This is a genomic window from Mesorhizobium sp. J428 (assembly GCF_024699925.1).
Lineage (GTDB): Bacteria > Pseudomonadota > Alphaproteobacteria > Rhizobiales > Rhizobiaceae > Mesorhizobium_A.
Genome location: NZ_JAJOMX010000001.1, coordinates 488,569 through 512,638, shown reverse-complemented (window position 1 = coordinate 512,638; position 24,070 = coordinate 488,569). Strand labels below are relative to the sequence as shown.

At 64.2% G+C, this 24,070-nt stretch carries 24 protein-coding genes and 2 pseudogenes; 15 read left to right on the top strand and 11 right to left on the bottom strand.

Annotated elements, in window-relative coordinates:
• Positions 1-79 precede the first annotated feature (79 nt).
• From LRS09_RS02660 to hpaI, 6 genes and pseudogenes are all read left to right on the top strand, one after another.
• Positions 80-478 (top strand): 5-carboxymethyl-2-hydroxymuconate Delta-isomerase, encoded by a 399-nt coding sequence (locus tag LRS09_RS02660; protein WP_257804087.1) that lies wholly within the window; start codon positions 80-82, stop codon positions 476-478.
• Positions 475-1,995 (top strand): 5-carboxymethyl-2-hydroxymuconate semialdehyde dehydrogenase, encoded by a 1,521-nt coding sequence (gene hpaE / locus LRS09_RS02655; RefSeq protein WP_257804086.1) that lies wholly within the window; start codon positions 475-477, stop codon positions 1,993-1,995. Before LRS09_RS02660 ends, hpaE begins: the two co-directional genes overlap by 4 nt.
• A 48-nt stretch (positions 1,996-2,043) precedes the next feature.
• A pseudogene (hpaD, locus tag LRS09_RS02650) lies at positions 2,044-3,023 on the top strand (3,4-dihydroxyphenylacetate 2,3-dioxygenase).
• A 14-nt stretch (positions 3,024-3,037) separates the two neighbouring features.
• Positions 3,038-3,910 carry a fumarylacetoacetate hydrolase family protein gene (locus tag LRS09_RS02645; protein WP_257804085.1) on the top strand — a complete coding sequence of 291 codons (873 nt, stop codon included), beginning with the start codon at positions 3,038-3,040 and terminating at the stop codon, positions 3,908-3,910.
• Positions 3,910-4,710: a 2-oxo-hept-4-ene-1,7-dioate hydratase gene (gene hpaH, locus LRS09_RS02640; RefSeq protein ID WP_374684803.1), complete on the top strand. Its 801-nt coding sequence runs from the start codon at positions 3,910-3,912 to the stop codon at positions 4,708-4,710. Before LRS09_RS02645 ends, hpaH begins: the two co-directional genes overlap by 1 nt.
• Before the next feature lie 7 nt (positions 4,711-4,717).
• Positions 4,718-5,524, top strand: coding sequence for a 4-hydroxy-2-oxoheptanedioate aldolase (gene hpaI / locus LRS09_RS02635; protein ID WP_257804083.1), 807 nt, complete (start codon positions 4,718-4,720; stop codon positions 5,522-5,524).
• A 30-nt stretch (positions 5,525-5,554) separates the two neighbouring features.
• On the opposite strand, the gene LRS09_RS02630 is transcribed toward hpaI, so the two are convergent.
• The 6 genes and pseudogenes from LRS09_RS02630 to LRS09_RS02605 form a co-directional block, all read right to left on the bottom strand.
• Positions 5,555-7,183 (bottom strand): GMC family oxidoreductase, encoded by a 1,629-nt coding sequence (locus LRS09_RS02630; protein ID WP_257804082.1) that lies wholly within the window; start codon positions 7,181-7,183, stop codon positions 5,555-5,557.
• Positions 7,184-7,222: 39 nt separating this feature from the next.
• Positions 7,223-8,011, bottom strand: a complete 789-nt coding sequence (locus LRS09_RS02625; RefSeq protein WP_257804081.1) for an enoyl-CoA hydratase/isomerase family protein — start codon at positions 8,009-8,011, stop codon at positions 7,223-7,225.
• A 39-nt stretch (positions 8,012-8,050) separates the two neighbouring features.
• Positions 8,051-9,521: pseudogene (locus LRS09_RS02620) on the bottom strand (aldehyde dehydrogenase).
• A gap of 89 nt (positions 9,522-9,610) precedes the next feature.
• Positions 9,611-10,057 (bottom strand): nuclear transport factor 2 family protein, encoded by a 447-nt coding sequence (locus LRS09_RS02615; protein ID WP_257804080.1) that lies wholly within the window; start codon positions 10,055-10,057, stop codon positions 9,611-9,613.
• A 94-nt stretch (positions 10,058-10,151) separates the two neighbouring features.
• A complete protein-coding gene (locus tag LRS09_RS02610; protein ID WP_257804079.1) occupies positions 10,152-10,475 on the bottom strand; it encodes a 2Fe-2S iron-sulfur cluster-binding protein in 324 nt (107 codons plus the stop codon).
• A gap of 8 nt (positions 10,476-10,483) precedes the next feature.
• Positions 10,484-11,662, bottom strand: coding sequence for a cytochrome P450 (locus LRS09_RS02605; protein WP_257804077.1), 1,179 nt, complete (start codon positions 11,660-11,662; stop codon positions 10,484-10,486).
• Between the two features lie 96 nt (positions 11,663-11,758).
• Between LRS09_RS02605 and LRS09_RS02600 the strand changes: the two genes are divergently transcribed.
• The 9 genes from LRS09_RS02600 to LRS09_RS02560 all read left to right on the top strand — a co-directional run bounded on the left by LRS09_RS02600 (position 11,759) and on the right by LRS09_RS02560 (position 19,359).
• Positions 11,759-12,673, top strand: a complete 915-nt coding sequence (locus LRS09_RS02600; protein WP_257804075.1) for a LysR family transcriptional regulator — start codon at positions 11,759-11,761, stop codon at positions 12,671-12,673.
• The gene (locus LRS09_RS02595; protein WP_257804074.1) at positions 12,670-13,410 is read left to right on the top strand and encodes an aspartate/glutamate racemase family protein; all 741 of its coding nucleotides are present in this window, start codon (positions 12,670-12,672) and stop codon (positions 13,408-13,410) included. The genes LRS09_RS02600 and LRS09_RS02595 overlap by 4 nt, the downstream gene beginning before the upstream one ends.
• Positions 13,411-13,424: 14 nt before the next feature.
• Positions 13,425-14,318, top strand: coding sequence for an NAD(P)-dependent oxidoreductase (locus LRS09_RS02590; RefSeq protein ID WP_257804073.1), 894 nt, complete (start codon positions 13,425-13,427; stop codon positions 14,316-14,318).
• Between the two features lie 93 nt (positions 14,319-14,411).
• Positions 14,412-15,449 (top strand): ABC transporter substrate-binding protein, encoded by a 1,038-nt coding sequence (locus LRS09_RS02585; protein ID WP_257804072.1) that lies wholly within the window; start codon positions 14,412-14,414, stop codon positions 15,447-15,449.
• Positions 15,446-16,243, top strand: coding sequence for an ABC transporter permease (locus LRS09_RS02580; RefSeq protein ID WP_257804070.1), 798 nt, complete (start codon positions 15,446-15,448; stop codon positions 16,241-16,243). The genes LRS09_RS02585 and LRS09_RS02580 overlap by 4 nt, the downstream gene beginning before the upstream one ends.
• Positions 16,244-16,256: 13 nt before the next feature.
• On the top strand, positions 16,257-17,096 hold the full coding sequence (locus LRS09_RS02575; RefSeq protein WP_257804069.1) for an ABC transporter ATP-binding protein: 840 nt from the start codon (positions 16,257-16,259) through the stop codon (positions 17,094-17,096).
• Positions 17,086-17,862: an ABC transporter permease gene (locus LRS09_RS02570; RefSeq protein WP_257804068.1), complete on the top strand. Its 777-nt coding sequence runs from the start codon at positions 17,086-17,088 to the stop codon at positions 17,860-17,862. The genes LRS09_RS02575 and LRS09_RS02570 overlap by 11 nt, the downstream gene beginning before the upstream one ends.
• Positions 17,863-18,056: 194 nt before the next feature.
• Positions 18,057-18,557 (top strand): homoprotocatechuate degradation operon regulator HpaR, encoded by a 501-nt coding sequence (hpaR, locus tag LRS09_RS02565; RefSeq protein WP_257804067.1) that lies wholly within the window; start codon positions 18,057-18,059, stop codon positions 18,555-18,557.
• 1 nt (position 18,558) lies between these two features.
• Positions 18,559-19,359: an enoyl-CoA hydratase-related protein gene (locus LRS09_RS02560; protein ID WP_257804066.1), complete on the top strand. Its 801-nt coding sequence runs from the start codon at positions 18,559-18,561 to the stop codon at positions 19,357-19,359.
• Positions 19,360-19,415: 56 nt separating this feature from the next.
• On the opposite strand, the gene LRS09_RS02555 is transcribed toward LRS09_RS02560, so the two are convergent.
• From LRS09_RS02555 to LRS09_RS02535, 5 genes are all read right to left on the bottom strand, one after another.
• Entirely contained in the window at positions 19,416-20,129 is a 714-nt protein-coding gene (locus LRS09_RS02555; protein WP_257804065.1) for an SDR family oxidoreductase, read from the bottom strand.
• A complete protein-coding gene (locus LRS09_RS02550; RefSeq protein ID WP_257804064.1) occupies positions 20,126-21,037 on the bottom strand; it encodes an NAD(P)-dependent oxidoreductase in 912 nt (303 codons plus the stop codon). The genes LRS09_RS02555 and LRS09_RS02550 overlap by 4 nt, the downstream gene beginning before the upstream one ends.
• Before the next feature lie 20 nt (positions 21,038-21,057).
• Positions 21,058-22,371, bottom strand: coding sequence for a TRAP transporter large permease (locus LRS09_RS02545; RefSeq protein ID WP_257804063.1), 1,314 nt, complete (start codon positions 22,369-22,371; stop codon positions 21,058-21,060).
• Positions 22,364-22,888 carry a TRAP transporter small permease subunit gene (locus tag LRS09_RS02540; protein ID WP_257804062.1) on the bottom strand — a complete coding sequence of 175 codons (525 nt, stop codon included), beginning with the start codon at positions 22,886-22,888 and terminating at the stop codon, positions 22,364-22,366. The genes LRS09_RS02545 and LRS09_RS02540 overlap by 8 nt, the downstream gene beginning before the upstream one ends.
• Positions 22,889-22,950: 62 nt before the next feature.
• The gene (locus tag LRS09_RS02535; protein WP_257804061.1) at positions 22,951-23,967 is read right to left on the bottom strand and encodes a TRAP transporter substrate-binding protein; all 1,017 of its coding nucleotides are present in this window, start codon (positions 23,965-23,967) and stop codon (positions 22,951-22,953) included.
• Positions 23,968-24,070: the final 103 nt, after the last annotated feature.

Below are 24,070 nucleotides of genomic sequence, written 5' to 3'. Positions count from 1 at the left end.
CAAGCCTTTGGTTGTCTTGACTTTCCCGATTTACAGATTAACAGGTTAACAATCGCCCTTTGCATTTCCTGGGTCATCGATGCCACATCTTACGATCGAATATTCGGACAATCTCGACGACAGGGTTGAGATCGCCGGTCTTTGCCGGGCGCTCGACGAGCAGATCGCAGCGTTTCCGTTCTTCGAGCGCGGCGGCATCCGTGTCCGGGCGTTCGCGTGCAGATCCTACGCCGTGGCCGACATGCTGCCGGCCAATGCCTTCGTCGACATGCAGTTCCGGATTGGAGCCGGCCGCAGCGAGGCAGACAAGAAAGCTGCCGGCGATGCGTTGTTTGCGACCGCAACCCGGCTTCTGGGTCATCTTCTCGACGAGCCGCATTTCGCTCTGTCGCTCGAAATCCGGGAGATTGATCCAGTCCTGAGCTGGAAGAAGAATTCGATCCACGCACGTTTGCGCCAGAAAGTAGTCTCGGAATGACCCTTCAAGACAATCTCAAGAAAGCGGAGGCTTGGCTTGCACGTTTCCGCGAACAGGGCGTGCAGAATCATATCGGGGGCAAGGCGGTTCCGGCCGTGGACGGCTCCACCTTCGAATCGATCAGCCCGGTTGACCTGAAGCCGCTGGCGCAGGTCGCGCACGGCAAAGCTGCCGACATAGATGACGCTGCGAAGGCAGCGAGGGCCGCGTTCCCCGCATGGGCGGCAATGGATGGCGATGCGCGCAAGAAGCTGCTCCATCGAGTTGCCGATGCGATCGTCGCACGCGCTGAGGAGATCGCGTTCATCGAATGCATGGACACCGGCCAGGCGCTGAAGTTCATGTCGAAGGCGGCGCTGCGCGGCGCTGAGAACTTCCGTTTCTTTGCCGACCGTGCGCCGGAGGCCAGGGACGGGCGGGCGCTGCGCGGTCCCGGCCAGTTTAATTTCACGACGCGTGTTCCGATCGGGCCGGTGGGCATCATCACGCCGTGGAATACGCCCTTCATGCTGTCGACTTGGAAGATCGCTCCGGCGCTCGCTGCCGGCTGCACGATCGTCCACAAGCCGGCAGAGTTCTCGCCGCTGACCGCGAGCCTTTTGCTCGAGATCGCCGAGGAGGCAGGGCTGCCGAAGGGGGTCTGGAACCTTGTCAACGGTCTTGGAGAGACCGCCGGCAAGGCGCTGACCGAGCACCCGGACATCAAGGCGATCGGCTTCGTCGGCGAGAGCCGCACCGGCTCGATGATCATGGCGCAGGGCGCCCCGACGTTGAAGCGGGTGCATTTCGAGCTCGGCGGCAAGAACCCCGTCATCGTCTTTGCCGACGCCGATCTTGAGCGCGCGGCGGATGCGGCCGTCTTCATGATCTATTCGCTCAACGGCGAGCGCTGCACCTCGTCTTCGCGCCTGCTCGTCGAGGAGAGCGTCTACGACAAGTTCGTCGAGATGGTCGCGGAGAAGGCGAAGCGGATTCCGATCGGCCATCCGCTTGATCCGAACACGGTGATCGGCCCGCTGGTGCATCCCGTGCATGAGAAGAAGGTGGTGTCCTACTTCGACATCGCCCGCGAGGAGGGAGCGACGATTGTCACCGGCGGCGAGAAGATCGTCGACGGCGAGTTCGGCAAGGGGTGTTATGTTCGGCCGACCCTCTTCGCGAACGCGCGCAACGACATGCGCATCGCTCGCGAGGAGATTTTCGGACCGGTGCTGACAGCGATACCGTTCAAGGACGAGGCCGAGGCGTTGGCGCTCTCGAACGACGTGCAGTATGGCCTCGCAGGCTATCTCTGGACCTCCGACCTGACGCGCGCCCTTCGTTTCACGGATGGGCTGGAGGCCGGCATGATCTGGGTAAACTCCGAGAACGTGCGCCATCTCCCGACGCCGTTCGGCGGCGTCAAGAACTCGGGCATCGGCCGCGACGGCGGCGACTGGTCGTTCGATTTCTACATGGAAACCAAAAATATCGCCCTCGCGACAGGCCGCCACTCGATCACGAAGCTGGGCGGCTGACCGTATCGGCAAGGGCCGATACGCAGCTCTAGGAGAAGGGACGAACACATGCCGTTGCCAGCATGCAACCTATACCCCCCGTTCAACGTGGTACGACTGAGCCACCTCGAGCTGGGAGTAACCGATCTTGCCAGAAGCAAGGCGTTTTGGGCCGAGACGATCGGGCTTCAGGTCACCCACGAGGACGGCGACCTTCTTACGCTGCGGGGCATGGAGGAACGCAACCATCACTGCGTCGATTGCGCCGGCAGTCCGAGCCGTCGGCGAACTCGCTGTCTTTCAAGGTCTATGCCGAGGAGGATCTCGACAAGGCGCACGACTGGTTCAAGGCGCGTGGCCAGAAGACCGAATGGGTCGAGCGTCCGTGGCAGGATCGCACCCTGCGCACCTACGACCCGCAGGGAATCCCGCTCGAGTTCTACGCGACGATGGAACGGCTGCCGCCGATCCATCAGAAATATGCGCTCTACAAGGGCGTGAAGCCGCTCAGGATCGATCACTTCAACTGCTTTTCCACCGATGTCGATGCGTCTGTCGCCTTCTACAACGACATCGGCTTCCGCGTGACTGAATACACCGAGGACGAAGACACGAAGCGGCTCTGGGCCGCCTGGATGCACCGCAAGGGCGGCGTCCACGATATGGCATTCACCAACGGCCGCGGCCCGCGCCTGCACCACGTCGCATTCTGGGTGCCGACGCCGCTGAATATCATCGATCTGCTCGACCTGATGTCGACCACTGGCTATCTCGCCAATATCGAGCGCGGCCCGGGGCGGCACGGCATCTCGAACGCGTTCTTCCTTTATGTCCGCGACCCGGACGGCCATCGCGTGGAGATATATTGCTCGGACTATCTCACGGTGGACCCGGATCTGGAGCCGATCAAATGGGACCTGAAAGATCCGCAGCGCCAGACACTCTGGGGGGCGCCAGCGCCGAAGAGCTGGTTTGAGGAGGGCTCGGCCTTCCAGAACGTCGCGATCGGCGAGCCGTCGCTGCGTGCGCAGCCGATCGTCGCGCCGTGACCGAAAGCAATGACATGACCCGCCCGAAGCTCGCCACCTTTCGTGCCGACGGGCGGGTCCGATATGGGCTGATCAGAGATGACGGGGCCGTCGATCTCTCCGCCGGCCATCCTGAATGGCCGACGCTGAGGGAGGTGATCGAGGCAGGTGCGCTCAATCTGATCGCGGAAGAGGGTGCGGGCGCGGTCGCCGATTTTCAGAATGGCGCGTTCACCTACGAGATTCCCGTTCCGGCGCCCGAAAAGATCATCTGCGTCGGCGTCAATTATCCGGACCGGAACGAGGAGCATAAGGACGGTCAGGCGGCACCCGCCAAGGCGTCGCTGTTCATTCGGTTTCCGCGATCCTTCGTGGGACACGGCGAGCCGATCGTGCGGCCTGCGGAGTCGAAGCAGCTCGATTATGAAGGCGAGGTCGTCATCGTGATCGGGAAGGGCGGCCGGCGCATCGCGGAGGCGGACGCGCTGGACCACATCGCGGCGCTCTCGCTCTGCAATGAGGGCACGCTGCGGGACTGGGTTCGCCATGCGAAATTCAATGTCACGCAAGGCAAGAACTTCGATCGGTCCGGCTCCATGGGGCCGTGGCTCGTGCCGTTCCAGGACGAGAGCCAGATCGCCGACATAGCGCTGACTACACGTGTGAACGGCGAGGTGCGGCAGCGGGACCGGACGGGGCGGATGATCTTCTCCTTCCGTCATATCATCTCCTATATCTCGACCTTCACGACGCTGGTGCCGGGCGACGTCATCGTGACCGGTACGCCAACCGGTGCCGGCGCGCGTTTCGATCCGCCGATATGGCTGAAGCCGGGCGATGTGGTCGAGGTCGAGGCGGACGGCATCGGCCTGTTGCGCAACACGATTGTGGACGAGGTGACGGCATGATGTCCCCGGAAGCCGTCGCCGCCGCCGCCAACGCTCTGGACCAGGCCGAGAGGACGCGCGTCCAGATCGGGCTTCTGTCATTGCAGCATCCGGGCATGGACATGGACGACGCCTATGCCGTGCAGTCCGCCTGGGTGCAGCGCAAGCTCGCCGACGGACGCCGGATCATCGGACGCAAGATCGGCCTGACGTCGAAGGCGATGCAGAGTGCGCTCAACATCGACATTCCCGATTCCGGTGTGCTCTTCGATGACATGTTGTTCGAGAATGGCGGGACGGTGCCGAAGGGGCGTTTCATCCAGCCGCGGATCGAGGCCGAACTCGCTTTCGTCATGAAGGCGCCGCTCGCGGGTCCAGGCGTGACGCGCCAGGACGTGATCCGCGCCACCGACTACGTCCAGCCGGCACTGGAGATCCTCGACACGCGCATCCTGCGCGTCGATCCGGAGACCAGGAAGACGCGGACGGTGTTTGACACCATCGCCGACAATGCGGCCAATGCCGGGATCGTGCTTGGAGGCGAACGACGGCGGCCGGATGACATCGACCTGCGCTGGGCCGGCGCGATCGTCTATCGAGACGGCGAGGTCGAGGAGACCGGTCTCGGCGCCGGCGTTCTCGATGACCCGGCTCTGTCGATGGCGTGGCTTGCCAATCGCCTCGCAACCTATGGCGACCGGATCGAGGCGGGCGAGATCGTGCTGTCCGGTTCTTTCATCCGTCCGATCGAGGCCCCCTCCAGTTCTTTCATCCGCGCGGACTATGGTCCCCTGGGCCAGCTGACGCTGTCTTTCGAGTGAGATTCACATGCCCGCGCCCGAGAACAGGTTCAAACGCGCCCTGACGGATGGGCGCGCACAGATCGGGCTCTGGCTCGGTCTGGCGAACGCCTATACGGCCGAACTCTGCGCCGGAGCCGGCTTCGACTGGCTGCTGATCGACGGCGAGCATGCACCGAACAGCATTCCAACGATGCTCGCACAGATCCAGGCAATCCAGCGAGGGTCGTCTAGCCAGGTGGTGGTGCGCGTGCCGATTGGCGAGACCTGGCTGATCAAGCAGGTGCTGGACCTGGGCGCCCAGACGATCCTCGTTCCCATGGTCGAGACGGCGGAGCAGGCTCGCGAGCTGGTGCGTGCGGTTCGCTATCCGCCGAACGGCGTGCGGGGTGTCGGCGCGGCCCTCGCGCGCGCCTCTGCTTTCAACAGGATCGGCGACTATCTGCAGACCGCCGATCGAGAGGTCTGCCTTCTCGTCCAGGTCGAGAACCGGGCCGGGCTCGAGGCGCTGGACGCTATCGCGTCGGTGGACGGCGTCGACGGCGTATTCGTCGGGCCCGCCGACCTTGCGGCCGACATGGGCTTCCTCGGCAGGCCGGGCGCGCCGGAGGTTCAGGCCGCGGTGGAGGATGCGCTGCGTCGCATCCAGTCCCATGGCAAGGCCGCCGGCATCCTGACCTCTGACCAGGCGCTGGCGCGGCGCTATCTCGAGATCGGCGCGACCTTCGTCGCGGTCGGCAGCGACGTCGGTCTGCTCGTGGGGGCGACCAATGCCCTTATCAAGCAGTTCCGCGATGACGACGCAGCCGCGACCCCGCGATCCGGCGGCTACTGACGATCCCCTCGCATCGTCCCGATCTTCATTTCAGGACAGGTCGTCGGCGGGCAGCGGCGGCCTGCCGAGAATGATGTCCGCGGCCTTCTCTCCGACCATGATCGCAGGCCCATTGGTGTTGCCGCCAATCAGGGTGGGCATGATGGAGGCATCGGCGACGCGCAGGCCGGCTATGCCGTGGACTTTCAGCTCGGCGTCCACCACCGCTTCCTTGCCTGGGCCCATCGTGCAGGTGCCGACCGGGTGATAGGCGGTGTGTGATTTCTCACGCACATAGGCTGCCATGCCGTCGGCGCTCTCGACCTCGCGGCCGGGGTCGATTTCGGCGCCGCGATAAGGTGCAAAAGGCTCTGTCTCGACGAGGCGGCGCGCAATGCGCAGTCCGCGAACGATCGTCTCGACATCGTCCGATTCAGCGAGGAAGTCGGGGTCGATGCCAGGTGCGATCTTCGGATCGGCGCTCTGCAGGAAGACGCGGCCGGTGCTCTTCGGGCGCAGCAGGACGCTCAGGATGCCGAAACCGAACCCGCGCCCCATTCGGCCCTTTTTGTCCCTGATCGCGGGAACGAGAATGAGCTGGACGTCCGGCCGCGCCAGGCCTGGGAGGCTGCGGACGAAGGCGCCCGAATGGAGTATGTTGTTGGCGAGCAGGCCGCGGCCGGTGAAAGGATAGGACACCACGTTCCAGGCGAGCCAGGGCAGGCTCTTCCAGGACAAGCCGTATGGCACGGTGGTCGGGCTCGTATACTGCACAGCTGCCGCTATGTGATCCTGTAGGTTGCGTCCGACGCCCGGCAGGTGGCGCTTCACGTCGATGCCCATCGCACGCAAGTCGTCGCCATCGCCGATCCCGGAGAGGAGCAGGAGGTGTGGCGAGCCGATCGCCCCGGCGGACAGGATCACCTCGCGATCCGCTCGCACGACGCGAACCTCGCCGCCAACCTCGATCTCGACGCCGGTGGCGCGTCCATCCTCGACGACCACGCGGCGGGCCAGGGCTGCGGTCAGGATCTCGAGGTTCGGGCGACGGCGGGCGGGCGCAAGATACGCCGTGGACGTGGAACTGCGGCGGCCGCTTGCGATCGATGCCTGGCGACGGCCGAAGCCTTCGTGCGTCTCGCCGCAGAAGTCCTCGTTTCGGCGATACTGCAGCGCCTCACCAGCCTGGAAGAATATTTCCGACAGAGGGTTGTACTGGTCCAGGAAGCCGACCTGAACCGGGCCCTCGGTGCCGTGGTAGATCGAGTCGCGGAAATCGCGATTGTTCTCCGACCGCCTGAAATAGGGCAGCACCTCGCGGAACGACCACCCCGGGTTTCCGAGATTGGCCCAGTCGTCGTAGTCGCTTGGCTGACCGCGTGTATAGACCATTCCGTTGATCGAGCTCGACCCGCCGAGCGTCTTGCCGCGCGGAACGGCGATCTTGCGGTCGGCGGCGTGCCTCTGCGGCGTGGTCGTGAAGTTCCAGTTGAGCCGCGGATGGTTGATCAGCCGCATCACGCCAAGCGGCACATGGATCAGCGGACTCCGGTCGGCCGGGCCCGCCTCGATCAGGCATACGGAGTTGGCGGGGTCCTCCGAGAGCCGGTTCGCCAGGACGCAGCCTGCGGAGCCGGCGCCGACGATGACGTAGGTGAAGCGCTTTTCTGCGCTGTTCATGTCAGTTTCCTCTCCCGGCCTTCCTCGGAAAGCGTCGGCTTAGTGCTGTTCCGATCCGCGACGGGGAAAGCGCGGCTCTTCCTTGGCAAAGAAGGCGCGCAGACCTTCGCTTACCTCGGCCGATCCGCCGAGCGCGACGGCGACCGCGAGGGCATCCTCGAGTGCTTCGCGCTCCGGCATCTCCCACCCCCGACGCATGGTAGCCTTCAGCGTCGCGATGGCGTGTGGCGGTCCCTTCGCCAAGCGCCGGGCGAGCTTGAGCGTCTCGACAAGCACGTCGGCCGGTGCGATCAGCCTGTGGGCAAGGCCGATCTGCAACGCCTCCGCCGCCTTGACGGTGCGGCCGGTCAGCATCAGCTCCATGGCGCGGCTGTAGCCGATGCGGCGCGGGATTCTTACCGTCCCGCCGATGCCGGGAAACACGCCCAGACGGATTTCCGGCAGCGAGAAACTGGAGGTTTCCGATGCGTAGACGATGTCGCAGCAGGCGCTGAGTTCGACGCCGCCGCCCACCGCGACGCCGTTGATCGCGGCGAGCGTCGGAATGTCGAGCGAGGCGATCAGGTCGAAGGCGCGGTTCTCGGCACCAAGCAGTTCAGCCGGGCCGTTGCCGGCATCATGCGCCCGCTTCAGTTCGCCGAGATCGGAGCCGGCGCAGAAGGCGCCGTCGCCCTTGCCCGTCAGCAAGATCGCTCCGATATCCGGCCCACGCGCCTCGACGAGCGAGGCGAGCTGTTGCGCCATGTCGAGGTCGATGCTGTTGGTGCCCCGATTGTCGAGTGTGAGAACCAGAACGCCTTCGTCGATCTCGTGATGAACGATGCCCATGCTGTCTCCTTGCAGTGTCCCGCCGTCGACAGACCGCGCTCAGGTCAGCCGCATGACGAACGGATTGGGGACATCCGCATCGAAATTGATCCACACGCTCTTGGTCTTGAGATACTGCCGGATCGAATTCAGGCCGCTTTCGTAGCCAACTCCCGAATTCTTGTATCCACCGAACGGCGTCGTGTAGCTGGCGGCGCGATAGGTGTTGACCCACACGGTTCCCGCCTCGATCGCGTTGGCCATGGTGAACATGCGGCGGATGTTCTGCGTCCACACGCCGGCGGCCAGGCCATACATCGTGTCGTTGGCGATCGCGATCGCCTCCTCCTGGTCCCGGAACTTGATGACCGAAAGGACAGGGCCGAACACCTCCTCCTGCGCAATCCGCATCCGGTTGTCGACATTGGTGAAGATCGTCGGCTGGACAAACCATTCCCCGACATCGGAGGCCCCGCCGCCGAGAACCAGCTCGGCGCCTTCCGACTTCGCGACGTCGATGTAGTCGAGGATCTTTTTGCTGCGGCGGCGTCGTCACCGGGCCGACTTGCGTGTCCTCCAGCATCGGATTGCCGATGCGCGCCGTCTTCGCGTAGGCGAGCAGGCGTTCGACGAACTGGTCGTGGATGGTCTCGTGCAGCAGAAGGCGCGAGCCGGCAATGCAGGTCTGGCCCGACGCGGCGAAGATGCCCGACACCGCGCCTTTCACGGCATCGTCCAGTTTGGCATCGTCGAAGACGATGTTCGGTGACTTGCCGCCGAGTTCCAGCGTCACCGACTTGAAGCCGCGCGCGGCTGCTTCGTAGACGGTGCGCCCGCCGAATTCGCTGCCGGTGAAGGATACTTTGGCGGTCTTCGGGTGTTGCACGAGTGCTGCCCCGACGTCCTGGCCATAGCCGCACACCACGTTGAAGACGCCTGGCGGAAAGCCCACCTTCTCGACCAGCCGCGCAAGTTCCAGTGTCGAGGCGGATGTGAACTCGGACGGCTTCACGACCACCGCGCAGCCGGCGGCCAGCGCCGTTGCGACCTTGTTGACGCCGAGCATCAGCGGCGAATTCCAGGGCGTGATCGCGACAGCGACGCCGATCGGTTCGTTGCGGGTGTAGTTGAAGTAGCCCGCGCGCTCGACAGGCGGCACCGTGCCTTCGATCTTGTCCGCGAGACCCGCGTAATAATAGCAGAACTGCGGCAGGTAGCGGACCTGCAGTCCCATCTCCGCGATCAGCTTGCCGTTGTCGCGCGTCTCTACCTCGCCAAGGAATTTGGCGTTTTCGGCAATCGCGTCGCCGAGGCGGCGGAGCAGGGCGCCGCGGGCGCTCGCCGACATGGTCGCCCATGGGCCGGTACGCATCGCCGCATAAGCCGTCTCCACGGCGAGGGCCGCGTCCGCCTCGGTGCCGCGCGCGATCGTCGCCCACGGCTTTCCGGTGTAGGGGTCAATCGTTTCGAAACGTTCGCCGGTCGATCCCTCGACCCAGCGCCCTCCGATATACATCTGATAATGCTGCACGCGGTTACCTCCCGATTGGGCGTCGTCGCTACGGCGAAAACCTGGTTCTTCGATAAATGACGGGCGGGCCCGCCCCGTCATTGCAACGGTCAGACAGCGGTGCCGTCGGGAACCCAGGGGCAGTCGGCGTCACGCCAGTGATGAACGCGCCGTTCGGCGAAAAGAAAGCCGTCACCATGCCGGACCAGCACGTCGAGCGAGTGGCCGAGGCTCTCGATCACCTTGATGTGGTTCTCTGCGGTCCGCCATTTCGTGACGGTCCAGTAAGATCGCACCGAATAGCCGCCACCCGCATCGGGTTCGATGCGCAGGTTGTCGATGTGGTGCTGCCTGCCACGGAAAGCGGGCAGGTTGGTCAGCATGCGGAAGTAGCCACCGATCTCTTCGCGGCCTCGATACACCTTGCCGGCGGTGTCCTCGAAGATCCCGTCCGGAAGGAATAGATCCAGCACGCCTTCGATATCGGCCATGTCGAGCTTCCAGACATAGTCGGTGATCAGATTGCGAACGCGAAGATGGTCGCCGATGTCGATCAAGGTATGCCCTCCCGCTGCCTCGCGACGAATTATTTAACAGGTTATTAGATTGGTCGCGTCCGGCTTGCAAGAGACGTTGAGGGGTGTTTTTCGATTATACCTGGGTGTCGGGAATGCTGACGATCAGCCCATCCATCTCGTTGGACAGGACGATCTGGCAGGAAAGGCGGCTTCCCGGGCGGCGCTCGGCCGCAGTGAAGCCCAGCATGTCCTCTTCGTGATCGAGGGGCGGCGGAATGCTGGCCAGGAACGCCTCGTCGACATAGACGTGACAGGTGGCGCAGGCGCAGTTGCCGCCGCACTCGGCGACGATGCCGTCTATCCCGTTTGCAATCGCAAGCTGCATGACGGATTCGCCGGATTGCGCCTCGATAGCGTGCTCGTTGCCATGATGGTCCACGATCGTGATCTTCGGCATGGCTTTGCTCAGTTGTCCCATTTCACGGGAAGATTCAGAAGACCGCGGAACACCCAGCCGCCAAGACGTGCCTCGCGGTCCGGATCGAGCCGCAGATTGGGCAGGCGGCGCAGGATATTCGGCACGGCAATGTCGCCAACCTGCTTCCGCGCCGCCCAGGTTCCGAGGCAGAAGTGGGGCCCGGAACCGAAAGCGAGATGCGGAGCGCGCTTGCGGTTGATGTCGAACAGATGGCCGTCCTGGAACCGTGTCTCGTCATGGCAGGCCGAGGCCACGACGAGGCCGATCTGGTCATCCGGTTCCAGCACTGCTCCGCCGAGTTCGACTGTCCTGGCCACACGGCGCGGATACATGCCGATTGGGGCGATCCAGCGCACAGCTTCCTCGAACACATCCTTCCAGCGGCCGTCGTCGGCAAGCACCTGGCTCAGTTGGGCCGGATTGTGGAGCAGGCCGTAAAGCGCCGTGCAGGTGGCGTCGCGCGGCTCGTTCAGGCCGCCGCCGACGATCACCTTCACGTTCGCCCTGATCTGGTCGATCGTTAGCGGCTCGCCGGCGTTGGCCATGGCGGACACGACCGAAGGATCGGGATTTTCCATCAACTGAGGGATGCGCTCGTCGAGAGCGGCGTCGATCGCCCGCGAGGCGGCCAGGCCCTTGGCCCAGATGTCGGGATCGTCGCCATAGTTGCCCACAGCGTCCATCAGGCTCTGCGACCAGACGATGAGATCGCGCCAGTCGACATTCGTCAGCCCGAGGATCTCCATCAGGCAACGCGAGGCCAGGGGGGCGGCGAATTCGGCGAAGAGATCGGCTTCGCCCCGTTCGGCGAAGCCGTCGATCAACTCGTCCGCGATCTGCACGAAGATCGGCTCCCAGTGATTCTTGACCGTGCCCGGCCGGAAGGTCGGCTCAAGCACGGCGCGCTCGCGCTTGTGGTCCTCGCCATCCTTGCGCATGAGCGTATGCCCCATCGCCTTGATCTGAAGTGATCGCAGGTCAAGCGCGGGGAAAGTCCCGGCGTCACGCTCGATGGCAATGATGTCGTCGAAGCGGGTCACGAGATGTATCCGCGCCGCCGGCACCCATGCGACGGGCGCCTCCATGCGCAGACGCCGATAGGCCGGGTAGGGGTCGGCATAGAGATCGACGAGGGTAATGTCCTCGACGCTCGGGGCGGTCGACATCGGGCTCTCCTCCGCGACGGCGCGCCTGGCGCTGCCTTTTGCGAGGACGAACCATGGGCTTATCTGTCGAACAAGTGCATGGTATCGATCCAATCTATGGAAGAATTCGATGGAAATCTGGACCTGCGCGCGCTGCGCGTGCTGATCACCGTGCACAAGGCCGGATCGCTGACGGCGGCGGCGCATCGGTTGGGGCTCAACCAGTCCACGGTCAGCTACACGATCGGCCGGCTGCGTGAGACGTTTGGCGACGAACTCTTTGTGCGCGCAGGGCGGGGCATCTTGCCGACGGAGCGATGTGAGGAGATCGTCGCAGAGGTGGAACGCCTGCTGCGCGATTTCGCGCGTCTGGCCTCTCCGCAACATTTCGATCCGGCCACGACACGCGGACGATTGGTAATCTCCTGCAATTTTTACGAGCGGACGGTGATCCTGCCCGAGCTTATGCGCGCGCTGCGCGTCGAAGCGCCTGGCCTGCGCGTTTCGATCATCCAGTCGCACACGCAGGGGCACCGCCAGCTCCTCGCCAACGAATGCGACATTCTGATCTCGCCGCTGCTCGCGGACACGGCCGGCCTCTACACCCGTGTTCTGTTCACCGAGCGCTATGCATGTTTCGTCGATCGTAACAGCCGTGCCGCGCGGGAGGGCATCTCGCTGGAAGAATATGCGCGCGCGGAGCATGTGACGGTTAATTATGACGGAGGATGGAAACCGTTCTATCACGAGACGCTGAAGTCGCTTAACATAGACATTATACCCAAGCTGGAACTGCCGAGTTTCGGGATGATCCACAGGCTGATTGAAGGAACCGATCTTGTGCTGACCGCCCCCTCCGCGCTTGCGCCGGCGATGGCTGAGAGTTGCGTGCGCATCGCCGCGCCGTTCGACCGCAGCTTCGACGTCCATCTGTTCTGGAGCGGTCGTGCGCACCAGACACCAATCAACCGGTGGCTGCGTGCCCAGGTGGTGAGGGCGGCGAAGGCGGTTGCGGCGCGGCTCGGCGGATGACGAGAGCGGATGACGTGATAAAGGTGGGACTCATCGTGCCCCCGCTCGACGGCAGCGTCCCGCCGGATGCGGCGGCGATGTATCCGGATGTCGCGTTCGAGGTTGCCGGGCTCGGCGTGCGCGGGCTCACGGCTGCAGGCTATGGCGAGGCCGTCGGCCGCGTCGAGGATACCGCGCGCGTGCTTGCCTCACGCGGCGTCTCGGCGATCCTCCTGTTCGGCACATCGCTGAGCTTCTTCAAGGGGCCGGCCTTCAATGGCGAACTGGAGGCGACGATGCGCGAGGCATCCGGCGTCCCCGCCCTGACGCTGACCAGCGCCATGATCCAGGCTCTCGAACTGCTGCGCGTGCGGCGCATTGCCGTGGCGACGGCCTATACTGGTGAGGTCGACGCAATGTTCCGCCGCTATTTCGAAGCCTGCGGCTTCGAGATCGAACGAATCTCGGGCCTGGGCATCACCGCCTTGACGGAGGTGGAGGCGGTGGCGCCGGAGACGATCGCGGACCTCGCCCGGAAGGTCGCGATGGATGCTCCCGATGCGGAGGCAGTAGTGTTGTCCTGCGCCGGCATGCGCACCACACCGGTCACGGCAGCACTTGAGCGCGAACTGGGAAAGCCAGTCATTTCCAGCGCCATGGTCGGAAGCTGGGCAGCTGTCAGGCTGGCCGGATCAAGCGGGATTTCGCCCGGCATGGGGTGTCTCTACGAAACTGGCGCCTGGCACGCCGAACCATAGCGGAGGGTGAATTGATGATTGGAATCATCGGGTTGGGCGGCATGGGCGGCGGCATGGCCGCTCGGCTGCTCGGGCTTGGCAGGAGCGTCACCGGCTACGACATCAGTGCTGAACGGATGGCCGCCTTCACGGCGCTCGGCGGCGAGCCGGCCACGAGCGCCCGCGACGTGGCGGATCGCGCCAGCCTGGCGATTGCCTGCCTGCCGTCCGAGGCGGCGAGTTTCGCGGCCGCCTTCGGCGCCGACGGTGCGGCGGGCGGAGCGGCGCTGCGCACCTATGTCGAGATGTCGACCCTCGGCAAGGAGGCGATGGAGCACATTGCCGGGAAGCTTGAGGCAAGCGGCGTTGGCTTCCTCGACTCGCCGATCAGCGGCGGTCCGAAGCGGGCGCACCAGGGAACGCTGACCGCCATCGTGGCGGGCAGGCCGGAGACCCGCGCATCGGCGATGGAAACACTGAACCTGCTTGCCGAGCATGTCTTCGAGGTTGGAGATGTGCCCGGCCAGGCGCAGGTCGTGAAGCTGGTCAACAACATGCTGTCGATCACGGCTTTCGTCGCGAGTTGCGAAGCGGTCTCGATCGGCGTCAAGGCGGGGCTCGATGCGCGCACCATGATCGACGTGATCAATGCCAGCACCGGCCGGAACTCCGCGACCGTCGACAAGTTTCCCGCCGCGATCCTGCCGCGCACGTTCAAATATGGCGGTCCGCTCTCGATCGGCGTCAAGGACAGCCAGCTCTTCCTCAAGCTGGCGCGGTCTACCCAGATGCCGGCCTTCGTCGGCTCGACGGTCGCCAATCTCTTCGCCCTCGTCGCAGACCAGCTCGGGCCGGACGCAGACTACAGCAACACGATCAAGGTGTTCGAGGCCTGGGGCGGCGGGATCGTCGTGGGCGACGCGGAGTAAGCGAAGTTTGGTTGCGCCGCTGCCTTGCCGGTAGATCAATAACAGGTTAAGTAGCTACCTTCGACAGGTGACCGTCTAGGGAGGAAGGTCTTTATGTTCGTGAAATTGAAGATGGCCGCGATAGGGGCGGCCCTGGTGCTTTCTTCAAGCCTGGGAGGTTGGCAGGCTGCGGCTGAAGAGCAGACGATCACGGTGGCGACGCCAGGCGCTGCGCTGCATTTCTATCCGTTCTATGTCGCCGAGGCGGCGGGCCTGTTCAAGAAGGACGGCATAGCGATCCAGTGGGTTGATGTGGGCGCCGGCTCACGCCAGATCGCGGCGGTCGCCAGCCGCAGCGCGGATTTCGCCGTCGTCGGCATGCAGCCGTCGATCAGCGCCCGGGAGAACGGCGCCGATCTCGTCGCCGTCAGCGGTCTATTCAATGCCTATCCGATCCAGCTCGTCCTTTCCAAGGCGGCCATGGAGAAGACCGGAATCACCGCCGGGATGGGGATCGACGACGTCGTGTCGCGCCTCAAGAACGTGACGATCGCCGTCACCGGCATCGGCAGCACCACCGACGTGCTGCTGCGCAGCTGGCTGGTCAAGCGCGGCGTCAAGCCGGACGAGGCGATCACGATCCAGCCCCTCGGCAATCCGGGCGCGATGTTTGCGGCCTTCGAGCAGGGCGCGATCGACGGCGTCATGCTTGGCGCACCCTGGCCGGAGAAGGCCGAGGCCGACGGCGTGGGCACGATCATCGTCGATCCGCTCAAAGGCGGCATCCCCGAGCTCGAAGGCGTTCCCTATACGGCGATCATCGCCGCCGGCTCGCTGGTCAAGGAGAAGCCCGAAGTCGTGGGATCGGTCGTCCATGCCCTGACCGAGGCCATGAAGCTCACGGCGGCGGAGCCGGACAAGGTGGGGGAGATGCTGAAATCGTATTTCCCCGACACCGATGAGGCGATCTACAAGGCTTTCGAGCCGCGCTACCGCGGCAAGTCCTCCGCCACGCCCGTAATCTCAAAGGAGGAATACCAGAAGCTTCTCGACTGGATCTCGATCACCTCGGACAAACCGGTGACCGTGACCTTCGAGCAGTTTGTCGACAACCAGTTCGCCGACAAGGCGGCGGCCGAAGTGCTGAAATGACGGCGGCGACCCCCGCGCGCCGAAGCGAACGAAGGAGCGAGGAGCGGGAGCTCTGGCTTCAGAGGGCAGCGCTTGCCCTTGCGCTTCTCGCCGTCTGGGAGGCGTGGGGGCGGCTCGTTTCCGATCGCTGGACCAGCCGTCCGAGCGCCATGATGGTGCGGCTGGCAGAGTGGGCGTCGAACGATCTCGCCCGGCACATCGGCGTCACGTTCGCCGAGATCGGCGCCGGGCTCGCCATCGGCGTGCCGCTTGGCGTCGTCGTGGGCCTCGTCGTCGGCCGGTCGCCACGTGCCGGCGCGGTGTTCCGTCCCTTCATCGTGCTGCTCAACTCACTGCCGATCGTCGCGATGACGCCGCTGCTGATCATGTGGTTCGGCCTCGGCATGCAGCCGAAGATCGTGCTGGTCGCCTTCGTGTCCTTCCTGCTCCTGTTCTTCAACACGTTTTCGGGCGCGCGCGCGGTGGATAACGACCTGCTCGATTCGCTGACGCTGATGGGTGCAACGCGCTGGGAGCGTTTCAGGAAGGTTGTCCTGCCCGGCAGCACGAGCTGGATCATGGCGGCGCTCAAGAACGCGCTGCCCTATGCCTTCATCGCCGCGGTGATCGGGGAGATGATGCTTTCGCAGGCGGGCCTGGGGCACCTGATCACCCGCTCGGCGCAGCAGTTCGACATGACCGGTGTCTATACGGTCCTGCTTCTGATGATGGTGCTCGGTGCGCTGGTCAACGACCTCTTGGCGCGTCTGGAGCGGTGGCTGATGCGTTGGCGCGTGCCGGCAGACAACAGGTGAACGGATGAATGCAATGACTGATACGCGCGGGCTCGCGCCCGCCGGACGCCAGCTGGCCGAGAAGATCAGCCTCAGGGACGTGGTCGTGGAGTTCGCTTCGCGCGACATGCGCGTGCGGGCCGTCGACGGCATCGACATTGAGGTGCCGTCGCAGTCCTTCACGGCGCTCGTCGGGCCAAGCGGCTGCGGCAAGTCGACGGTGCTCAACATGGTTGCGGGTCTTCTCAAGCCGACCGAAGGCGTCGTCACCTATGACGGCAAGCCGGTGAGCGGCCCGAACGTGCGGGTCGGCTACATGACCCAGAAGGATACGCTGCTGCCCTGGCGCACGGTCGAGGACAATGTTGGCATTGCCTTCGAGCTTGCCTGCCGCCGTATTCCCAAGGCCGAGCAGGTCGACCGGGTGCGCGAGATCATCGAACTCGTCGGGCTCAAGGGCTTCGAGCGTCACTATCCGTCGGAACTGTCTGGCGGCATGCGAAAGCGCGCCGCTTTCGCACGCATGCTGATCTACGAGCCGGAGACGCTGCTTCTCGATGAACCTTTCGGAGCGCTCGACGCCCAGCTCAGGCTGATCATGCAACAGGAACTGCTGCGCCTCGTCGAGCGCCGTCGCATGACGGTCATCCTGGTCACGCATGACCTGGAGGAGGCGATCGCCATGGCAGACCGGGTGCTGGTATTCACCTCACGCCCCGGTCGGATCAGGGCTACGCGGACGATTCCGTTCGAGCGACCACGCGATCCGGTGAACCTGCGCTTCAGGCCCGAATTCGGAAAGCTCTACGAGGACCTCTGGAACGAGCTCAAGGACGAGGTCGCGCTCGGGACGGAGACCGGCCTTGGCAAGTAGGGCTGTTCACGGGACAGAGATGCGGCTGTCGACGATCGGCCAGCAGGCGGCCGTCCTCGCGGTCGTGCTGGTCGCATGGCACTTCGCCTCGGGCACGCTGATCCCTGCCTTCTACATCAGCGATCCGCTCAGCATCTCCAGGGTCATCGTCGACTGGTTCGCGAGCGGGTCGGTCTGGATCCACATCGGCTCGACGATGCTGACGCTCTTCCTGGGCTACGCGCTCGGCGCGTCGCTGGGGATCGTCTGCGGGCTAATTCTGGGCCTTTCGCCGCGCATCGAACGGCTTTTGTCGCCGTTCATAGCGGCGCTCTACGGTCTGCCTAAGGTGGCGCTCCTGCCGCTGCTTGTCATCCTTTTCGGCATCGGCCTCCTGTCGAAGGTCGTGCTGGTGGCTTCGGTCGTGTTTTTCCTCCTCCTCTACGCCACGCTCGGCGGCATGGCCGACGTGGACCGGGACACGATGGACGGGCTGAGGCTGATGGGGGCCACGGAAGGCGAGATCGTGCGCAAGGTGCGGCTGCCCGCCATCCTTCCTTGGATCTATACCGGATTCCGCACCTCGATAGGCTATGCGCTCACCACCACCGTGGTGTCCGAGGCACTCTCCTCCAATCGGGGATTGGGCTTCCTGATCGAACACGCCGCAGTCCAGTTCAACGCCGCCGGCGTGTTTGCGGCCGTCGTCGTTCTCCTCGTCCTGAGTTCGGTCATCATGGTTCCCCTCGGCATGCTGGAGAACCGCATGAAGCCGACGAAGCTTTGAGGTCGCCAGCGTACAATACAGGCGGCCGCTTTCCTAAGGGAGCGAGTATGCTAGCCTGCCACATTCAGGCAGGCATCGGTGCAGTGCAGACGGCCTGGCATAAAGAGCCGGGAGCTACGGGAACGTAAATGAATAAGAAAACCTGGGATCGACCGGCCAACGTCAAGTTGAGAAGCTTCTCCAAATCGCTGCCGATGTCGCTGCTTCTGGCGCGCGAAGCGGTGATGCAGCGGTTCCGTACTTCGCTTCACCTCTTCAATATCACCGAACAGCAGTGGCGTGTGCTGCGCGCCCTGAGTTCCATCAACGAGATCGAGGTCACGGCGCTGGCCAAGGTCACGTACCTTCTGACGCCTTCGCTGTCGCGTATCCTCAAGGATATAGAGTCGCGCGGCTATATCATCCGCCGTCCCGCCCCGGATGACATGCGCCGCGCGCTGATCTCGATCAGTCCCCAGGGACTCACCCTGATCGATGCGGTCGCACCGTATTCGGAAGGGATCTACGGGGAGATCTACAACGCCTTCGGCAAGGAACGCATGGATTTGCTCCAGCAGCTCCTCAAGGAACTGACGGAGACGTTGAACGCGCTGCCTCCCATTACCTACACCGGCGCGGAACTGAGCCCGGAACTCGCCGCCATCGCCTTCGGGAAGTCGCGCCGGCGCCAGCCGGTGCAGGAAATCGAGGAGTAGAATGTCCGATATCGACCTCAGCATTGCCGGACCGGTTGCTCATATCACGCTCAACCGTCCGGAGACGCTGAATGCGCTCCGCCGCCAGACATTCGAGGAACTGACCGATGCAATCGCCACGCTCGCGGCGGACCGGAGCGTGCGCGCGATGGTGCTCACAGGGTCAGGTCGTGCCTTCTGCTCGGGTGCGGATCTCTCCGATCCGATGATGGGGAACCACCTGCCTCTCGAGGAACGGCCTGCCGCCTGCGCCGCGGTGCTCGATACGCTCATGAACCGCACTATTCGCGCGATCCGCAACGCACCGTTCCCGACGGTCGCGGCGGTCAATGGCGTCGCCGCCGGCGGCGGCGCGGGCCTGGCGCTCGCGGCGGACATCGTCGTGGCCGGGAAGTCTGGGCGTTTCGTCCAGACCTTCACGCCGAAGCTTGCCCTGGTGCCCGATCTTGGCTCGACCTGGCACCTCGCGCGTCATCTCGGTCGTGCGCGCGCCCTGGGCCTGGTGCTGTCCGGCGAGGTGCTGGATGGCGAACGGGCCGCTGCGCTCGGTCTGATCTGGAAATGCGTCCCTGACGAGGAGCTTGCCGCCGAAGCGGGCCGTATCGCCGAACAACTGGCCGCCGGACCGAACACGGCACAGCTTGCCGCGCGCCGGCTTGTCGATGCGGCATTCGACAACGACTTCGATCAGCAACTCGATCTTGAACGCGATGCCCAAGCCAGCCTCGCAGCCACCGAGCACGTCCAGGAGGCGATGCTCGCCTTCAAGGAAAAGCGCGCGGCCCGGTTCCCCGACAGATAGTCGACGGCTCCAATAGGCCGATCGGCTTCCGGAGCCTCGCTACGGCCCGTCCAATATTACAGGGCGCCGCCGCCGTCGACCAGGACGACGCTGCCGGTCATGAAGCCGTTCTGCATCAGGTGGACGATCTGCGCCGCGATTTCCTGCGGGCGACCTATCCGCTTCAGGGGAAGGCCCGCGGCAGTGCGGTCGAACAGCGCCTGGCGCTCGTCCGCCGGCAGGAAATCCCACCACGGCGTCTCGATCCGGCCCGGAGAAACGCAGTTGACCCTCACAGGCGCCATCTCGGTAGCCAGCGCCTTCGCCAGCGCGTCGATGGCGGCGTTGATGGCGCTGAGAATGGTGGCGCCGCCCGTTGGCCGCACCCCGATCATGCCGGAAACGAGCGTCAGGCTGCCGTCGCTGCGGATGCGCGCCGCATGCGCCACGTTCGCCGCGCCCCAGAACTTGCTTTCGAATGCCGCACGTTCCTCCGCAAGGCTGCGCTTGCGCAGCGGGCCGACCGCGAGCTCCGCCGCCGATACCACGACATGATGGAAAGGCTCGCGCTCACCGAAGAAGCGGCGGACCGCGTCGGCTTCGCGGATGTCCAGCGCGGCGATCTGCGCGCCGCCGATCCGCGATGCGGCTTCGCGCAGCCTTGCTTCCGTTCTCGAAGCGATCGTCACCTTGGCGCCGAGCGCGTGAGCGGCCTCAGCGGTGGCGAGACCGATGCCCGAGGAGCCGCCGAACACCGCGACCGTCTGTCCCGCGAGCGGCGCAGTGTTCATCGATCGTCTTCGCCGAGCGTCGAGCCGGCGATCAGCTCGCTGAACTTCGCGACCGCCGTGTGATCCTGGCCCGGTCCGAGATATTTCTGCGCACCGGCCCAGACGTCGCGGCAGAGGCCGGAGAAGGGGGCGGGGGTGGCGGTGGCATTGGCGACGCCAAGCGCAATGCCGAGATCCTTGACCATCAGGTCGAGACCGAAACCGGCGTCGAACTTGCGCGACAGCACGAACTGCTTGAATTTCTTCTGGGTCGAGTTGTTCATGCCGGTCGAGACGTTGAGCACGTCGACCATCAGTGCCGGGTCGAGGCCGAAGCGCTGGCCGATGAGCAGCGCTTCGATGCCGATCAGGAAGCCGCCGGCGCTGACGAGGTTGTTCAGCGCCTTCATCGCATGCGCGCTGCCGATCGGGCCGGTGCGGATGATCGAGCTTCCCATTGCCTTGAGCACCGGCTCGGCACGGTCGATCGCCGCGGCGTCGCCGCCGGCCATGATCGCCAGGTCGCCCGTCTTGGCGCGAGACACGCCGCCCGATACCGGGGCGTCGATCATGGCGATGCCCTTCGCTGCGGCCGCCTCCGACAGAGCATGGGTCATCTCCGGGACACCGCTCGACATGTCGACGATCAGGCTGCCCCTCGCCAGTCCGGCAAATGCGCCCGATGGTCCTTCGAGCACCGCCGAGACGATTGCGCTCGACGGCAGCATGGTGACGAGGATGTCGGAATTCGCCGCCAGTTCTGCCGGCGAGGCCGCCGCCGTCGCGCCGGTTTCCACAGCAACGCGAGAGGTTCGCGCTGCGTCGGCATCGTTGACGGAGAGCGCGAAGCCGGCGGCAGTGAGCCGTGCAGCCATGGGTTCGCCCATGGCGCCGAGGCCGATAAAACCGATGCGGGTGTTGGCAGTCATTGCGTTAGCTTTCGGAACGGTCAGTTGAACATCTGGCGAGGCAGCCAGAGCGACAGGTCAGGGAAGGCGATCAGGATAGCCAGCACGATGAGTTCGATGATGATGAACGGCACGATGCCCCGGTGAATGTCGTGCAGGCTCACCTTGCCTTCGGACGCGCCAATGACAGCGAATAGGTTCATTCCCACGGGCGGGCTGAGAACCGCGAGCTCCACGAGCTTGACCATGATGACGCCAAACCAGACGCCGTCGAAGCCGTGCGCCAGCACCAGCGGATAGACGAAGGGCAGGGTCATCACCTGCATGGCAAGCGCGTCCATGAAGGTGCCTAGAACGACGAAGATGACGACCAGAAGCAGCATGAACATCATCGGGGACAGTTCGAACGACTTCAGAAGATCGGTCGACGCCGTCACCGTGCCCGCCACGAGGAAGAAGCGGGAGTAGATCAGCCCGCCGATGATGACCATGAACAGGGCCGCCGTGATCGCGGCGGCCGCGCGCAGGTTGTCGGCAAGGCTTTCACCCGTCACGCGACGACGCGCCAGGGAGATCACCAGTGCGCCGATGGCGCCCAGCGCGGCCGCGCCCGATGGCGTCGTAAAGCCGAGATAGATGCCACCGATGACGACGCCCGCCAGCAGGAAGGTCGCCCACAGGTTCAGGAAGCTCTTGCCGATCTCGGCGGCCGAGGCTCTGGGCTGCGGCTCGGGGGCGAGATGCGGCTTCGTGCGAACCATGAACGATACGCCGACCATGTAGGCGACCGTCGTCAGGATGCCGGGAACGATGCCCGCAATCAAAAGCTCGGCGACGGATTCGCCGGTCAGCAGTCCGTAGATGATGAATGCGATCGACGGCGGGATGAGCGCGGCAATGGTTCCGGCGGCGGCGATGGCGCCGGCCGCGAACGCCTTGTCGTAGCCAAGCTTGATCATCTCACCGAGCGCGATGCGGGTGAATAGCGCGGCGTTGACCAGCGTCGAGCCCGAGATCGCCGCAAAACCCGCGGAGGCCAAGATCGTCGCCTGGTAGAGCGCGCCCTTGCGCGAGCGTAGCAGCAGATTGGAGAAGCCGAACAGTTCCTGGGTGATGCCTGAGGACGAAGCGATCGCACCCATCAGCACGAACATCGGGATGACGATGAAGGCATAGTCGGAGGCCATAGAGAACGGCAGGTTCATCATGGTGTTCAGCGCAAATGCAGAGCCGCCGGTCATCCACAGACCGGCCACGCCGACGATGCCCATGGCGATGCCCACCGGGGCGCCGAGCAGCGCCAGCACCAGCATGAGCACGATGGCGAGGAGGCCGAGTGTCAGGGGATCAAACATCGGATTTCACTTCCCGGATCTCGACGCCCACGAAGATGGTGCGCACGAACTGACGGATGAATTCTGCGGCCGCGAGCCACGCTCCGAAGGCCGCGACGGCCTTGAATGGGGTCATCGGGAAAGCGAGTGCCCCGAGCGCCACCTCGCGATAGGTCCAGGCGGAGATCGCCAGCCGCGTGGTGAGCCAGGCCATCATGACCATGAAGATCACGCCGAGCCCGAGCGAGAAGATCGTCGAGATGCGCAGCATGCGCGGGCTCATCTTCTGGGTCGAAACGTCGATCATGATGTTGGCGCCGCGCGCTTGGGCTTCGGCCAGCCCGAGGAAGACGATGACGCCGAGAATCGCGCCGGATAGTTCCACCATGCCGGGGATCGGCTTCATGAAGATGTTCGTCGAAACAACATCGGCCGCGCCCATGATGCCGACGATGAGCAGCAGTGCCGAGGCGACGATAAAGCCGAGGAGCGACAGTCGACGCAGCATTGCGTCGATCCACATGAAGAAGGATTTCATTCGAAACATCCGGTGACGTAGAAGGCCGCGGCGACCGGAATCGCCACGGCCGTTAAGAACGACTAGCGATTGGCGCGGATGTAGTCAGCGAGTTCCTTCGCCTCGGCACCCTTGCCCATCTCTTCCATCTTCTTTGTCCAGACATCGAGCATATCCGGAACCTTTGCCTTGAGTGCGTCCGGATCCTCGAAGTGGACGATTTCCATACCGGCCGCAGCAAGCTTCTCTGCCGCCTTCGCTTCGTCACCCGCGATCAGCTCGTTACCAAACTTCTCTGCATCCGCCGCGACGTCCTCGAACAGCTTGCGCACATTCTCCGGCCAGCCTTCCCACTTGGTCTTGGAGATGAAGAGCGTATGGGCGCTGATCACGCCGAAGGACAGATCGGTGCCGAATTTCGCGACCTGGTCGACCTTAAAGGCCGTGGCAGACGAGTTGAACATGTAGGTGCAGTCCATGGCGCCGGACTGCATCGACTGGATCATGTCAACGGGAGCAACGTTCACCGGGATCACGCCTATTGATTCAAACATGATCGGAACGAACGAACCGTAGGACCGGATCTTCTTGTTCTGCATCTCGGCCAGCGACTTGATCGGCTTGGTGCAGTAGAAACGGTAGTCGGGCAGGTAACGGTAGAGGATCGGGTGCAGGTTCGCTGCGTCGAGTTCCGCCTTGATCGTCGCGTTGGTGGTGAAGATGTCGCGCGTTAGCGTGTTGAGCTTCGGCCCGTCCGTATAGGTGAATGGCAAGGCGTTCGTCACCGCCGTGAAGGGCATGCGCGAGAACTGGTTGCCGGTGACGATCAGGCCGAGATCGACCGCGCCGGAGCCGACCAGGTCGACGATTTCCGATTCGCCGCCGAGCGTGTTGGCCCAGAAATGCTGGATCTTGATCTTGCCGCCGCTGCGCTTCTCAATCTCCGACGAGAAGTAGGTGTCGACCTTCGACGTGTTCACCACCTCCGGGATGTTGGACGAATAGCGGAGCGTCATTTCAGGATAGTCTTGCGCGAAGACGGCACTTGCGCCGATTGCGCAGAATGCGACGACAGGCGCCATCAGGCGTGAAAATTTCATCGGAGTCCTCCCACGGATCGGGCCGCGCGACGCGCAGCAATGATACTACCTTTGCGGCGACTTGCCACAATGGCAGGCTGTCATACAACATGACGGTATGATA